Source organism: Microbacterium oryzae, from assembly GCF_009735645.1.
GTDB classification, from domain to species: domain Bacteria; phylum Actinomycetota; class Actinomycetes; order Actinomycetales; family Microbacteriaceae; genus Microbacterium; species Microbacterium oryzae.
Genome location: NZ_CP032550.1, coordinates 544,312 through 559,416 on the forward strand (window position 1 = coordinate 544,312; position 15,105 = coordinate 559,416).

The 15,105-nt window shown below is 70.7% G+C and carries 10 protein-coding genes; 5 read left to right on the forward strand and 5 right to left on the reverse strand.

Features of this window, described 5'->3' with window-relative positions; all coding sequences use genetic code 11:
• Positions 1-39: 39 nt before the first annotated feature.
• From treZ to glgX, 3 genes are read right to left on the reverse strand one after another with little or no spacing between them, the layout of a single operon-like run.
• On the reverse strand, positions 40-1,764 hold the full coding sequence (gene treZ / locus D7D94_RS02495; RefSeq protein ID WP_156241063.1) for a malto-oligosyltrehalose trehalohydrolase: 1,725 nt from the start codon (positions 1,762-1,764) through the stop codon (positions 40-42).
• On the reverse strand, positions 1,761-4,043 hold the full coding sequence (gene treY, locus D7D94_RS02500; RefSeq protein ID WP_156241064.1) for a malto-oligosyltrehalose synthase: 2,283 nt from the start codon (positions 4,041-4,043) through the stop codon (positions 1,761-1,763). The genes treZ and treY overlap by 4 nt, the downstream gene beginning before the upstream one ends.
• Positions 4,040-6,223 (reverse strand): glycogen debranching protein GlgX, encoded by a 2,184-nt coding sequence (gene glgX, locus D7D94_RS02505; protein ID WP_156241065.1) that lies wholly within the window; start codon positions 6,221-6,223, stop codon positions 4,040-4,042. The genes treY and glgX overlap by 4 nt, the downstream gene beginning before the upstream one ends.
• 189 nt (positions 6,224-6,412) lie before the next feature.
• Between glgX and D7D94_RS02510 the strand changes: the two genes are divergently transcribed.
• The 3 genes from D7D94_RS02510 to clpX all read left to right on the forward strand — a co-directional run bounded on the left by D7D94_RS02510 (position 6,413) and on the right by clpX (position 9,095).
• Positions 6,413-7,006: an ATP-dependent Clp protease proteolytic subunit gene (locus D7D94_RS02510; RefSeq protein ID WP_156241066.1), complete on the forward strand. Its 594-nt coding sequence runs from the start codon at positions 6,413-6,415 to the stop codon at positions 7,004-7,006.
• 19 nt (positions 7,007-7,025) lie between these two features.
• Entirely contained in the window at positions 7,026-7,685 is a 660-nt protein-coding gene (locus D7D94_RS02515) for an ATP-dependent Clp protease proteolytic subunit (RefSeq protein WP_156241067.1), read from the forward strand.
• 138 nt (positions 7,686-7,823) lie between these two features.
• A complete protein-coding gene (clpX, locus tag D7D94_RS02520; RefSeq protein ID WP_156241068.1) occupies positions 7,824-9,095 on the forward strand; it encodes an ATP-dependent Clp protease ATP-binding subunit ClpX in 1,272 nt (423 codons plus the stop codon).
• 55 nt (positions 9,096-9,150) lie between these two features.
• On the opposite strand, the gene D7D94_RS02525 is transcribed toward clpX, so the two are convergent.
• Positions 9,151-10,965, reverse strand: a complete 1,815-nt coding sequence (locus D7D94_RS02525; protein ID WP_156243279.1) for an APC family permease — start codon at positions 10,963-10,965, stop codon at positions 9,151-9,153.
• A gap of 239 nt (positions 10,966-11,204) precedes the next feature.
• On the opposite strand from D7D94_RS02525, the gene D7D94_RS02530 reads away from it, so the two are divergent.
• Both D7D94_RS02530 and D7D94_RS02535 read left to right on the forward strand, forming a co-directional pair.
• Complete coding sequence (locus tag D7D94_RS02530; protein WP_156241069.1) at positions 11,205-12,302, forward strand: sensor histidine kinase; 1,098 nt, start codon at positions 11,205-11,207, stop codon at positions 12,300-12,302.
• Positions 12,299-12,973, forward strand: a complete 675-nt coding sequence (locus tag D7D94_RS02535) for a response regulator (RefSeq protein ID WP_281349336.1) — start codon at positions 12,299-12,301, stop codon at positions 12,971-12,973. Before D7D94_RS02530 ends, D7D94_RS02535 begins: the two co-directional genes overlap by 4 nt.
• A 10-nt stretch (positions 12,974-12,983) precedes the next feature.
• Here D7D94_RS02535 and D7D94_RS02540 read toward each other — a convergent pair whose 3' ends face one another.
• Positions 12,984-15,026 carry a M3 family metallopeptidase gene (locus D7D94_RS02540; RefSeq protein WP_156241071.1) on the reverse strand — a complete coding sequence of 681 codons (2,043 nt, stop codon included), beginning with the start codon at positions 15,024-15,026 and terminating at the stop codon, positions 12,984-12,986.
• Positions 15,027-15,105: the final 79 nt, after the last annotated feature.

Consider the following 15,105-nt stretch of genomic DNA (forward strand, 5'->3'; position numbering starts at 1 on the left):
GTGCTCGAAGGCACCCGCGCTCGTCCGCTTCGGAGAGCGTCAGACGCGGACGATCGCGCCGCCCCGCGGCGGCACCGTCATCGCGCCATCCGCCTCGCCCAGCGCGGTCGTCGCGAACAGCACCTCCGACGGCCGGCCGATCGACAGCGGCTTCTCGGAGAGGTTGACCGCGATCTCGAGACCGCCGCGGCGCAGGCGGATCCACCGCTCGTCATCGCTCCACTCCGCCGAGAGCCGCCCGAATCGCGGATCCGTGAGCTCGGGCTCGGTGCGACGCAAGCGCGCGAGCGACCGGTGCACGCCGAGAAGCCGCGTGTGCCGGCTCGGCTCGCCGTCGGCGGGATACGGCTCCTCCCAGTTCAGATGCGAGCGCGTGAACGTCTCGGGGTCCTGCGGGTCGGGGACGATGTCGCGATCCCAGCCCATCCGTGCGAACTCCTCGATGCGTCCCTCGGCCGTCGCCTCCGCGAGCTCGGGCTCGGGGTGCGAGGTGAAGAACTGCCACGGCGTCGAGGCGCCCCACTCCTCGCCCATGAACAGCATGGGCGTGTAGGGCGTGGCGAGGGAGAGGAGTGCGGCCAGCGCGAGCTCATCGTCGTCCAGGGTCTCGCTCAGCCGGTCGCCGGTGGCGCGGTTGCCGATCTGGTCGTGGTTCTGCGCGTACGTGACGAGCCGCCACGTCGGGGTCTCCGGCGGGATCGGCTTGCCGTGCTCGCGGTCCCGGAACGACGACCACGTGCCGTCGTGGAAGAAGCCGCGCGTGGCGACCTTCGCGAGAGCCGACATCGGCTCGAAGTCGGCGTAGTACCCTGTCGTCTCGCCCGTGAGCGCCACATGCACGGCGTGATGGTAGTCGTCGCTCCACTGCGCGTGCAGGCCGTAGCCGCCCGCCTCGCGCGGGGTGATGAGCTTCGGGTCGTTGAGGTCCGACTCCGCGATGAGCGTGAGCGGGCGACGCAGATGCGCGCTCAGCGCATCCACCTCCTCCGCCAGCTCCTGCAGGATGTGCACGGGGCCGTCGTCGACGAGCGCGTGCACGGCGTCCAGGCGCAGCGCGTCGACGTGGTTGTCGCGCAGCCACATCAGGGCGTTGTCGATGACGAAGCTGCGCACCTCCGGACGGCTGAAGTCGATGGACGCGCCCCACGTGTTGGCGCTCCCATCGGAGAGGTACGGCCCGAACCGGGGCAGGTAGTTGCCGCTCGGCCCCAGGTGGTTGTAGACGACGTCCTGCACGACGCCGAGGCCGGCGGCATGGCAGGCGTCGACGAAGCGCTGATACGCCTCAGGGCCGCCGTAGCTCTCGCTGACGGCGTACCAGAGGACGCCGTCGTAGCCCCAGTTGTGGGTGCCGTTGAACGCGTTGACGGGGAGCAGCTCCACGAAGTCCACGCCGAGCTCGACGAGGTGCGGCAGCCGCGCGATCGCGGATTCCAGCGTCCCGTCCGGGGTGAACGTGCCGACGTGCATCTCGTAGATCAGCCCGCCGGCGAGCTGGCGACCGGTCCACGCCTCGTCCGTCCAGGCGAAGGCGCTGGGGTCGTGCACGCGGCTCAGCGCGTGCACGCCGTCCGGCTGCCGACGCGAGCGGGGATCGGGGAGCGGCGTCTCGTCGTCGTCGAGAAGGTAGCCGTAGTCGCTGCCCGGCCGCTCCTCGACGACGGCGCTCCACCATCCGTCGCCCACGGCGTGCATCTCGTGACGCTCGCCGTCCAGGAGCAGCGCGACGGTGCCCGCCTTCGGGGCCCAGACCTCGAAACTCATGACTCCTCCTTCAGCAGCAGCGCGACCGGGTAGCGGGTGAGGACATCCGTCACGCGGAGGGTGCCGCCGCGGATGGCCGTGCCGGTGATCGCGTCGACGTACGCTCCCGGAGGCAGCAGCGCCTCCGTGTCGCCCCAGCCGCCGCGGCGCTCGAGCCCCATCGGCAGGCGCGTCGCGAGGGCGACCGCGCCGCCGCGGTCGTACGCGACGAGATGCGCGGCGGCGGTCCCGACGACGGGCAGCGGCGCGTAGCGCGTGAACAGCTCGGGGCGGTCGCGACGCGCACGCAGCGCCCGTGCCGTCACGAGCAGCTTCGCGGCGCCGGATTCGTCTATGGCCGGCAGCTCGCCGCCGTCGACGCGCGCGAGGGTCGCCCGCCGCTCCGCGTAGTCCACCGGCAGGCGGTTGTCCGGGTCGACGAGCGAGCGGTTCCACAGCTCGCTGCCCTGGTACACGTCGGGCACGCCCGGCATCGTCAGCTGCAGGAGCTTGGCCGACAGGCCGTTCGACCACCCGGCCTCGCGCACGGTCGCCGTGAACTCCTCGACGACGGCGGAGGCCTCCGCGTCGTCGAAGGCCGCGTCGACGAGCGCGTGCAGGCGACGCTCGTACTCCTCGTCCGGTGCGGTCCACGTGGTGCCGGTGCCGGCCTCGCGGGCGGCCTTCTCGGCATACGCGTGAGCGCGCTCGCGCGAGAGCGGCCACGCCCCGATGAGCGTGCTCCACAGCAGCGCCTCGAGCGGGCCGTCGCCGAGCGGGGCACGCGATCGCAGCGTGGCGAGTGCGTCGCGCCAGCGGTCGGGCACCTCCGAGAAGGCGTCGATGCGCGCACGGGTGTCTTCGCCGCGCTTGGTGTCGTGCGTGGAGAGCGTCGTCATCGAGACCGGGGTCATCGCCTGACGCGTCTCCTGCCGCCGGTGGAACTCCTCGGGCGTGACGGCGAACTCCGACGGGTCGCCGCCGACCTCGTTGAGCGACACCAGGCGCCCGTACCGGTAGAACGCGGTGTCCTCGACGCCCTTGGCCATGACCGCACCCGAGGTCTGCTGGAAGCGGGCGGCGGCGGGATGGCCGGGGTCGCCGAGGATCGGGAGGAGGCGGTCGATGGTATCCGCGAGATCGGGGCGCGCGGTGCGCGCCTTCGCCGCGGCTTCCTCCAGGTGCTCCCGCCCCGCGGGAAGGTACGAGCGGTACACGGGGAAGCACGCGAGGAGCTCGGCCAGGGCGTCCTGGGAGTCCGGGACCTCCGGCAGGAGGCGGACGAGACGCCGCACCTCGGACTCGAGGATGCCGTCGGCGATGCCGCGCTTGCCGTCGTGGACCATCCGCTCCCAGTCGGCCTCGGCGCCGCGCACCTCCGCCTCGAGAGCGTCGAGAGCGGCCTGGCCCGCCGGGTCGACGAGCACCCGATCGACGTCGCCGAGCGCGTCGTAGCCGGTGGTGCCCGCCGTCGCCCAGTTCGCGGGGAGCTGCTCGCCCGGCTCGAGGATCTTCTCCACGAGCACGTACCGGCCGTCGGTCGCCTCCGCAAGGCGCTCGAGGTACCCGCCCGGGTCCGCAAGGCCATCCGGATGGTCGATGCGCAGACCGTCGGCGAGGCCCTCCTGCACCCAGCGCAGGATCTCGGCGTGCGACTCGTCGAACACCCACGGCTCCTCGACGCGGATGCCCGCGAGGGTGGAGACCGCGAAGAAGCGACGGTAGTTCAGCTCGGCGTTCTCCCGCTGCCAGGGCACGAGCTCGTAGTTCTGGCGCGCGTGCACGGTCGCGGCGTCGGCACCGTCATCCGCGGTGCCGGGCGCGATCGGGAACCGGTGCTCGAAGTAGCACAGCGCGCCGTCCTCGATGCGGAGCTCGGGGTCGGCCTCGCCCAGCACGGGGAGCCGAATGCGCCCGTCTCCCGCGTCCCAGTCCACATCGAACGCCTCGGCGTACCGGGAGTCGCGCCCATGAGTCAGCAGGTCCCACCACCACGGATTCCGCTCCGGCGTCGCCACCCCCACGTGGTTGGGCACGACGTCGACGAGGATCCCCAGCCCGGCCGCGCGAGCGGCCGCAGCGAACCGGCTCAGGCCATCCGCCCCGCCGCGCTCGGGATCGACAGCGGAGTGGTCGACGACGTCGTAGCCGTGGTTCGAGCCGGGCTCGGCCCTCAGAAGCGGCGACAGGTACACCCAGTCCGCCCCGAGGTCGCGGATATAGTCCACGACCTCGGCGGCGGCGTCGAGCGGGAAGTCCCGCGCGATCTGGAGGCGATACGTCGAGCGGGGCGTCTTCACGACGTCTCCTCGCTCTGGGCGCGGCTCAGCGCGAGCTGCACCGAGGCGGCGGGGGAGTAGTCCGTCGTCTCCTCCGGCGCGCGGTACGCTCGCAGCACGACGATCGAGCGACCCTCGACGGGAACCGCCGATCCCGCCGCCCGCGGATTCGGATCGGTGCCGTCCGCGGTGTCCAGCACGATCTCCCAGCTCTCGCCGTACTCGTCCGGCGGGAGGACGAAGTCGACCGGCTCCACGTGCGCGTTGAAGCAGATGACGAAGCTCTCGTCCTCGATCCGCTCCCCGCGGGGCCCCCGCCCGAGAATTCCCTGCCCGTTCAGGAAGACGCCGACAGAGCGCGCATACGCGGTCTCCCAGTCCTCGGGCTCCATCGCCGAGCCGCTCGGCTGCAGCCACACGATGTCGGGCAGCGGGTCGCCCTCGCCCCGGCGGACCGGGCGGCCGTCGAAGAAGCGCGAGCGACGGAAGGTGGGATGATTGCGCCGCAGACGCGTGACGACCGACGTGAACTCGATCAGCGGATCATCCGCCTCGTCCCAGTGGACCCAGCTCAGCTCGTTGTCCTGCGCGTAGCCGTTGTTGTTGCCCTGCTGCGTGCGCCCGAGCTCGTCGCCGTGCGCGATCATCGGCACGCCCTGCGACAGCAGCAGCGTCGCGAGGAAGTTGCGCTGCTGCCGCGCGCGCGACTCGAGGATGTCCGGGTCGTCGGTCGGGCCCTCGGCGCCCAGGTTGTACGAGCGGTTGTGCGATTCGCCGTCGCGGTTGTCCTCGCCGTTGGCGTCGTTGTGCTTCTCGTTGTAGGAGACGAGGTCGCTCAGCGTGAAGCCATCGTGCGCGGTGACGAAGTTGATCGAGGCCCGCGGCAGACGCGCGGACGTCTGGTACAGGTCGGCGGAGCCGGTGATGCGCGAGGCGAACTCGCCGAGAGTCGAGGGCTCGCCACGCCAGAAGTCGCGGACCGTGTCACGGTACTTGCCGTTCCACTCCGTCCACTGCGGCGGGAAGTTGCCGACCTGGTAGCCGCCCGGCCCGACATCCCACGGCTCGGCGATGAGCTTCACCTGCGAGACGATCGGGTCCTGCTGCACGAGCTCGAAGAAGCTCGAGAGCCGGTCCACGTCATAGAACTCGCGTGCGAGCGAGGCGGCGAGGTCGAAGCGGAAGCCGTCGACATGCATCTCGGTCACCCAGTAGCGCAGCGAGTCCATGATGAGCTGCAGCGAGTGGGGGTTTCGCACGTTGAGCGTGTTGCCCGTGCCCGTGTAGTCCATGTAGTGCTGTGGGGAGTCGTCGACGAGGCGGTAGTACGCGGCGTTGTCGATGCCCTTGAACGAGAGGGTCGGGCCCATGTGGTTGCCCTCGGCGGTGTGGTTGTAGACCACGTCGAGGATGACCTCGATGCCCGCGGCGTGCAGAGCGCGCACCATCGCCTTGAACTCCTGCACCTGCTCGCCCGCGTCGCCCCAGGCGGAGTACCCGTTGTGCGGGGCGAAGAACCCGAGGGTGTTGTAGCCCCAGTAGTTGCGGAGCCCCTTCTCGAGCAGGATGTTGTCGTGCACGAACTGGTGCACCGGCATGAGCTCGATCGCCGTGATGCCCAGCCTCTGAAGGTGAGCGATGACGCTCGGGTGCGCGATGCCGGCGTACGTGCCGCGGTCGGACTCCGGGACGTCGGGATGGAGCTCGGTGAGCCCCTTCACGTGCGCCTCGTAGATGACCGTCTGGTCGTACGGTGTGCGGGGGTGTCGGTCGCCGCGCCAGTCGAAGTACGGGTTGACCACGACGCCGAGCATCGTGTGCCCCGCGGAGTCGTCGTCGTTGCGCTCCTCGGGGTTGTCGAACTGGTAGTCGTAGAGCGACGGATCCCAGTCGATCTCGCCGGACAGCGCCTTCGCATACGGGTCCACGAGCAGCTTGTTCGGGTTGCACCGCTGACCGAGGGTGACGTCAGACGGGCCGTGCACGCGGTAGCCGTACCGCTGACCCGGTCCGACCTCCGGCAGGTAGGCGTGCCAGACGTAGCCGTCGACCTCCTGCAGGGTCACGCGCGTCTCCGCGCCGTCGTCGCCGATGAGGCAGAGCTCGACGCGCTCCGCGACCTCGCTGAAGAGCGCGAAGTTCGTTCCGTCGCCGTCGTATGTCGCCCCGAGCGGGTACGGGGTTCCTGGCCAAGTGATCACACATGCCTCCTGATGTCATGGCGAACCTACCCGCGCGCGGGACCCGGCGGATAGGCATGGCCTCACGCGACCCGCTCATGGTATTGAGAACCGCCGACACCCCTGATATGCCCACGGCGAACACGGACGGGGCGCCGAAATCGCGCCGGTAGGGTCGATCTCGACGCATCACCGAAATGGAGTGATTTCATGGCCGAACCGCTGATGGCACAGAGTGTCTTCGACAGGCTCCTCAAGGACCGCATCATCTGGCTGGGCACGGAGGTGCGCGACGAGAACGCGAATGAGATCTGCGCGAAGATCCTCCTTCTCGCCGCGGAGGACTCCGAGAAGGACATCTACCTCTACATCAACTCGCCCGGAGGCTCGATCACGGCCGGCATGGCGATCTACGACACCATGCAGTTCGTGCCGAACGACATCGTGACCGTCGGCATCGGGATGGCGGCCTCGATGGGCCAGCTCCTGCTGACGAGCGGCACGAAGGGCAAGCGCTACATCACGCCCAACGCCCGAGTGCTCCTGCACCAGCCGCACGGCGGCTTCGGCGGCACCGCCAGCGACGTCCAGACGCAGGCCGAGCTCATCATCTCGATGAAGAACCGCCTCGCCGAGATCACCGCAGCGCAGACGGGCAAGTCCGTCGAGCAGATCAACGAGGACGGCGACCGCGACCGCTGGTTCACCGCCGATGAGGCGCTGGAGTACGGCTTCGTGGACCACATCCGCGAGCACGCGGCGGACGTGGCGGGCGCGGGCGGCACCGACCGCGACGCGCAGTGAGGCGAGAGAGGACCACACGATGAACACCCCCTACACCGCGACGCCGCAGGGCTTCCAGGTTCCCAGCAGCCGGTACATCCTGCCGCAGTTCGAGGAGCGCACGGCCTACGGCTACAAGCGCCAGGACCCGTACAACAAGCTCTTCGAAGACCGCGTGATCTTCCTCGGCGTGCAGGTCGACGACGCGTCCGCGGACGACGTCATGGCCCAGCTCCTCGTGCTCGAGAGCCAGGACCCCGACCGCGACATCATCATGTACATCAACTCGCCCGGTGGCTCGTTCACGGCCATGACGGCGATCTACGACACGATGCAGTACATCTCGCCTCAGATCCAGACGGTCGTGCTCGGCCAGGCCGCCTCGGCCGCCGCCGTGCTGCTGGCCGCCGGCGCCCCCGGCAAGCGCCTCGCGCTGCCGAACGCCCGGATCCTCATCCACCAGCCCGCCGTGGGTGAGGCCGGTCACGGTCAGGCGTCCGACATCGAGATCCAGGCCGCGGAGATCCTCCGCATGCGCACCTGGCTCGAGGAGACGCTGGCGAAGCACTCGAACAAGTCGCAGGCGGAGGTCCACAAGGACATCGACCGCGACAAGATCCTCGGTGGTGCGGAGGCCGTGGAGTACGGCCTCGTCGACCAGGTGCTCACCACGCGCAAGCGCACGCCGCTGTCCAAGTAAGGACGGGCGCCGAGATGCCCCGGACGCGATCGCGTCCGGGGCATCTCGTGTTGCGGTTCCGCGTCGCTGGCGTCGGTGTCGGCGGCAGCGGTTAGGCTCGAACACAACCCCGACAGGGATCCCAGGAGGAGAAGGACCATGGCTCGCATCGGTGAGAGTGCCGACCTCTTCAAGTGCTCCTTCTGCGGCAAGAGTCAGAAGCAGGTGCAGCAGCTGATCGCCGGACCCGGCGTGTACATCTGCGACGAATGCGTCGAGCTCTGCAACGAGATCATCGAAGAGCGGATGGCCGAGTCCGGCTCCGAGGGAGCGGTCGCCGAGTTCGACCTCCCGAAGCCGCGTGAGATCTTCGGCTTCCTCGAGGAGTACGTCGTGGGTCAGGAGCCCGCCAAGCGCGCCCTCGCGGTGGCCGTCTACAACCACTACAAGCGCGTGCGGGCACGCGGCGAGATCAAGACGGCCGAGCAGAAGGCCGAGGACGTCGAGATCGCGAAGAGCAACATCCTCATGCTCGGCCCCACCGGCTCGGGCAAGACCTATCTCGCGCAGACCCTGGCGAAGCGCCTCAACGTGCCGTTCGCCGTCGCGGACGCCACGGCGCTGACGGAGGCCGGCTACGTCGGCGAGGACGTGGAGAACATCCTCCTCAAGCTGCTGCAGGCCGCGGACTTCGACGTGAAGCGCGCGGAGACCGGCATCATCTACATCGACGAGGTCGACAAGATCGCCCGCAAGGCGGAGAACCCCTCGATCACGCGCGACGTGTCGGGCGAGGGCGTGCAGCAGGCGCTGCTGAAGATCCTCGAGGGAACGGTGGCGTCGGTGCCCCCGCAGGGCGGCCGCAAGCACCCGCACCAGGAGTTCATCCAGATCGACACGACAAACGTCCTGTTCATCGTCGCGGGCGCGTTCGCCGGCCTCGAGGACATCATCTCCTCGCGCGTCGGCCGGCACGGCGTCGGCTTCGGCGCCCCGCTGCAGGACAAGCGGGAGGACGGCGGCTTGTACGCGGAGGTGCTCCCGGAGGACCTGCACAAGTTCGGCCTCATCCCCGAGTTCATCGGGCGCCTCCCCGTCATCGCATCCGTGGGCGCGCTCGACCAGGACGCGCTGATGGAGATCCTCACCGTGCCGCGCAACGCGCTCGTGAAGCAGTACCAGCGCATGTTCCAGCTCGACGGCGTCGACCTCAATTTCGAGGAGGACGCGCTGCGCGCGATCGCGGACCTCGCCGTGGGACGCAAGACGGGCGCACGAGGCCTCCGCGCCATCCTCGAGGAGGTGCTCGGGCCGATCATGTTCGAGATCCCCTCCGCCGACGACGTGGCGAAGGTGGTCATCACCCGTGCGGCGGTCGAAGACGGCGCGGCTCCCACCGTGGTGCTGCGGCAGCGCAAGAAGAGCGCGTAGGCGGCGCCTGCGACGACGGAAGGGCCGGGAGCGATCCCGGCCCTTCTGCTGTCTGTCAGCCGACGTGCACGTCCGGGCGGCATCGCCGCAGCGGCTCGGCTCGACGCAGCACCTCCCGCGTGACGGGGGCGATCTCACCGGTGCCGAAGACGAGGAAGCGCAGCATGTTGGAGGCGGGATTGCCCTCGCTCCACTCGAAGTAGACATCCGGGACGACGCCGGTCTCGTCGCGGATCGCGAGCAGGACGGCCGCGATCGCGTTGGGGACGGACGCCGCGCGCACGCTCAGCACCCGGTGACCCGCATGCTCCTCGCCGCGCACGATGAGATCCTCCTCGAACTCCGAGGAGTCCCCGACATGCACCTGCAGGAACACCACCTGAGCCGCTCGCGGGATGCCGTTGAAGCGCCGCTCGTTGCGGAGCTTGTCGGCGAACTCAGCGGCGGTCCCGGCGCCCGGCTCCTTCGGCACGACCCGCACGGCGCCGTGATGGTCGGCATCGTGCCGGATGAACGCGAGGGCACGGTCGTCGAAGACGACGGAGCGCGCGCGGAGCTGGAAGGAGCGCGGCACGCGCGAGAGCACCGACACCGTGACGATGCCGAGGATGAAGAGCGCGGCGATCTTCACGCCGTCCGGTCGCTCGACGACGTTGACCGCGGTCGTGGCGAGGAAGACCCCCGCGATGAGTGCGAAGCCGACGGCCGAGCGCGGACGCCGCCGGCGGCGGGCGGACAGGGCGACGGCGATCGATGCGGAGGTGATGAGCACGAGCACACCGGTCGCGTACGCGCCGCTCTGCGCATCCACGTCCGCCTGGAAGGCGACGGTGATGGCGAAGGCGATCGCCGTGAAGACGATGACGAGCGGACGCGTGGCCGCGGCCCAGGCGGGGGCCATCCCGTACCGCGGCAGGTAGCGGGGCACGAGGTTCAGCAGGCCCGCCATGGCGGATGCCCCCGCGAACCAGAGGATGAGGACGGTCGTGATGTCGTAGACCGTTCCGAAGCCCTCGCCGAGGAGCCCGTGCGCAAGATACGCCAGGGCGCGGCCGTTCGCGTCGCCGCCGGGCTGGAACTCCGCCTGCGGGATGAGGAGCGTCGTCACCGCGCTCGACCCCAGGAGGAACGCGCTCATCGTGAGGGCGGCCGCGGTGAGAAGCCGGCGTGCTCCTCGGATGCGCCCCGTCGGCCGGGCCTCGGTGTCGCCATGTCGACCGCGGATCTGCGGCATCACCGCGACGCCGGTCTCGAACCCCGACAGGCCCAGTGCCAGCCGCGGGAAGACGAGCAGCGCCACCGCGACGGCCGCCAGCGGGCTGCCATGGGCGGTGGTGACGGCGGTCAGCCAGTCGCGCAGGAGCACCGGGTGGGCTGCGACCTCCCCCATCGACACGAGGATCACCACGGCGTTCAGCACGAGGAAGGCGCCCACCAGCACGACGGCGATCGAGATGGCCCCGCGGAAGCCCTTGAGGAACACGGCGCCGAGCAGGGCGACGAGCAGCAGCGTGATGGGCACCTCGAGGCTCTCCCAGCCGTCGGGGACGAAGGGATTCTCCACGATGTGCGCGGTCGCGTCTGCGGCCGAGAGGGTGATCGTGATCATGAAGTCCGTCGCGGCGAACCCCAGCAGCACGAGGACCAGCAGCTTGCCGCCCCACCAGGGCAGCAGCCGTTCGAGCATCGCGATGGATCCCTCGCCGTGCGGACTCTCCTTGGCCACCTGCCGGTACACCGGCAGTGCGCCGCACAGCGTGACGACGATGAGCACGAGCGTGGCGATGGGGGAGAGGAGGCCGGCGGCCAGCGCCGCGATGGCGGGCTGGTAGCCGAGCGTGGAGAAGTAGTCCACGCCGGTGAGGCACATCACCCGCCACCACGGCGCGCCCCTGTGCGGGTCGAGCTCCTGCTCGCTTCCGCCCCCGGTCTCCGGTTGCACTGCGCTCTCGACGAGCATCTGATCTCCGCCTCTCGAACTGGACACCGCATGACGCTAGTCCTGCGCGGGGTCGCCGGACGGGCCGCGGCGTCAGGATCGCGTCAGGATTCCCGAGGTCGGCGCGCCGAGGGGGTGCGGTGCGCTCGGGAGCGGGGAGAATCCTTCTCGTGCGGCGCTTCGCGATGCTTCCCCTCCGACGACAGCTCGCGGCCTCCGCCGTGGTGCTGCTCGCGCTGGTGACGACGACGGCGGTCGTGGCGGCCTCGATGGACGCGCAGGATCTCGTGGTCGCCGCTCTTCTCTACCTCCTGATCGTGGTCGTCGGCGCCGTGCTCGGCGGGCTCGTCGTCGCCCTCGCCACGTCGGTGGTGGCGGGTCCGCTGCTCATCTTCTTCTTCACGGAGCCCGTGCACACCGTGCACGTCACGGACGTCGCCCAGCTCGTGGCCATCGCCGTGTTCGTCGCGGTGGGGGTGCTGGTGAGCCTCGTGGTGGGGCAGTCCGAGGCGCGGCTGCTGCTGGCCCGGCAGGTGATCGCCGCGGAGAGCCGCGCGCAGGCGGCCCAGGAGGCCGACCGCACGCGCAGCGCTCTGCTCGCCGCGGTCGGCCACGACCTCCGCACCCCCCTGGCTGCCGCGTCCGCGGCGGCGGCGAGCCTCGCCAGCGACGACGTCGAGTGGACGCCCGCCCAGCGTCGGGAGCTGCTCACCACCGCCCTGGACTCGCTGGCGCGGCTCGAGCGGCTGCTCGACGATCTCCTCGCCTCGTCGCGCCTCGACGCGGGGGTGCTCCCGGTCGCGCTCGAGGCGATGCGGCCGGAGGACGCCGCGGCCCTCGCTCTCGACGAGCTCGGAGCGGAGGGCGACGACGTGCGCGTCGCCGTCTCCGGCGAGGTCGCCGACGCGGTCGGCGATCCGGTCCTCGTGCAGCGGGTCATCGTGAACCTCGTGCGCAACGCGCTGCACCACGGTGGAGGCGAGGTCGCGCTCCACATCAGCCAGACCCCGTCGGGCGTCGAGCTCGCCGTCGTGGACCGGGGCCCGGGGATCCCGGCGTCGCAGCGCGACGACGCCTTCCGCGCATTCCGTCGACTGGATGACCGGGGCACGGGGGCAGGCCTCGGACTCGCGCTCTCGCGCGGGTTCGCGGAGGCCATGGGCGGTGCGCTCGAGCTCCGACCGACCGAGGGCGGCGGCCTCACCGGCGTGCTGATCCTGCCCGTGGCTGCCGACGACCGCCGGCCGACGAGCGGAAGCCGATCATGACCATCCTCATCGTGGAGGACGATGCCGCCATCCGCCGCACCCTCGCGCTCAACCTGGAGGCGCGCGGGTACGACGTGGCGGAGGCGGGCGACGGCGCCGAGGCCGTGCGCGAGATCGCGCGACGGGAGCCGGCCCTCGTCATCCTCGACCTCGGCCTGCCGGCGCTCGACGGCATCGACGTGATCGCGACGGTCCGCAGCGCGCACCGCATGCCCATCCTCGTGCTGAGCGGACGATCGCAGACCGCCGAGAAGGTCGCGGCGCTCGACGCCGGCGCGAACGACTACGTGACGAAGCCGTTCGCCGTCGACGAGCTGCTGGCGCGCGTGCGCGCGCTGCTGCGGGTCTCACCCGCCCGAGCGGGCGAGGCCGACCGCTTCCAGCTCGGACCCTCGATCGTCGACCTCGCCGCGCACGCCGTCACGCGCGAGGGCGCGACCGTCCATCTCACCGCAACCGAGTGGTCGATGCTCGAGGTGCTGCTGCGGAACGTCGGCAGGCTCGTGGGCAAGCGGGAGCTGCTCACGACCGTGTGGGGGCCGACGTACACGGGCGAGGACGCCTATCTGCGTCTCTACATGAGCCAGCTCCGGCGCAAGCTCGAAGCGGACCCCGCCCGGCCCCGCCACCTGCTGACCGAGCCGGGGCTCGGCTACCGCTACCGCCCCTGAGCTCGCCCGCCTACGCGTCGAGCCCGCGGCGGCGGAGGAGCGGGGCGATATCGGCGTCGCGGCCTCGGAAGTCGCGGTACGCGTCGAGCGGGTCCTTCGCGCCGCCGACCGCCAGCAGGAGCCGCCGGAACCGATCACCCGCCTCCCGGGAGAGGCCGCCGTTCTCGCGGAACCACTCCACCGTGTCGGCGTCGAGCACCTCCGCCCAGATGTAGGAGTAGTAGCCGGCGCTGTACCCGCCGGCGAACACGTGCTGGAAGTAGGTCGAGGAGTACCGCGGCGGCACCGCGGGGTCGTCGAGGCCGATCTCCGCGAGTGCGGCGGCCTCGAACGCCGCGACGTCGTCCACGGCGGCCGCCTCCGTCGCGCTGAGGGAGTGCCAGGCCTGGTCGAGCCAGGCGGCGGCGAGGTACTCGCTCGTCTCGAAGCCCTGGTTGAACGTTGTGCTCGCCCGCAGCCGGTCCACGATCTCCGACGGCAGCGGCTCGCCCGTCTCGTGGTGCACGGCATAGTTCGCGAGCACCTCGGGCCACAGGATCCACATCTCGTTCACCTGGCTCGGGAACTCCACGAAGTCGCGATGGACGGCCGTTCCCGCGAAGTGCGGATACTCCACGCGCGCGAAGAGGCCGTGCAGCGCGTGCCCGAATTCGTGGAACAGCGTCGTCACGTTGTCGAGCGTGAGCAGCGTCGGCTCCCCCGGGCCCGGCTTCGACACGTTGAGGTTGTTGACGACGACAGGCTTCGTGCCGCGCAGCTCCGACTGCGCGACGAGCGAGTTCATCCAGGCGCCGCCGCGCTTCGTGTCGCGCGCGTAGAGGTCGAGGAGGTACAGCCCGAGGGCGGAGCCGTCGGCGTCGAAAACTTCGAACGTGCGCACGTCGCGGTGGTAGCTCACGAGGTCGGCGCGCTCGCGGAACGAGACGCCGTACAGGGCGTGCGCGGCGTGGAACACCCCGTCCTGCAGCACGCGCTCCGCCTCGAACCAGGGCCGGAGGGCCGCGACGTCGATGGCGTACGACTCCTGCCGCACCTTCTCCGTGAAGAACGCCCAGTCCGAGGCTTCGATCGGATGGCCGGCGGCCCGTTCCAGGGCCGTCTTCTCCCGCTGCGCGTTCCGTGCCGCGGGTCGGGCGAGACGGTGCAGGAGGTCGCGCACCGCCTCCGGCGAGCCCGCCGTCTCGTCGGCGGTGACGTAGGCGGCGTGCGACGGGTAGCCGAGGAGCTCCGCCCGCTCCGCACGCAGGCGGACGATCTCGCGCACCACCGCCGTGTTGTCGTGGGCGCTCCCACGAGCGGCGCGCGCTCGCGACGCGGCGAGCAGGCGCCGGCGGCTCTCCGGACGGACCAGGGAGGACAGGTGCGGATGGCCGGTGAACAGCGTGAGCGGGATGACGTGCCGCCCGTCGAGACCGCGGGCGCGAGCGGCCTCCGTCGCAGCGGAGATCTCGCCCGCAGACAGCCCTTCGAGCTCCGCTGCGGAGTCGAACACGACCGCCCGCTCGTTGGTGTCGGCGAGGAGGTTCTTCTCGAACCGCGTGGTGAGGGTCGCCAGCCGGGAGTTGAGCTCCGTCAGGCGGTCCTTCGCCGCCGCATCGAGCGCGGCGCCCGCCCGCACCATCTCCGTGTGCCGACGTTCGACCAGCCGACGCTGCTCGGGCGTCAGCGGCAGGTCGTCGCGTCGCGCGTGCACGGCCGCGATCCGCTCGGAGAGCACGGCGTCGAGGGTGATCGCGTCGGCGTGCGCGGACATCAGCGGCGCGAGCTGCTCGTCGATCTCCTGGATCTCCGGCGACGCATCCGCGGAGTTCACGGTGTAGAACGCACGGGAGACCGCGTCGAGGAGCGCGCCGGATCGCTCCAGTGCCTCCAGCGTGTTCTCGAACGTCGGCGCCGCCCGCTCCGCGGTGATCGCGTCGATCTCCGCACGCTGCTCCGCGAAGGCCGCCCGGAACGCCGGCAGATAGTGCTGCGGCTCGATCGCGGCGTAGTCCGGGATGCCGTAGGGCAGCGGTGAGGGAGCCAGAAGCGGATTGAAAGCCGGCGCGGTCATCCCGCCAGCCTAACGACGGAGGCCCACCGGCCATCCGGTGCCGCTCACACGAAGGTATTGCAAAGGAACCTTTGCAAAG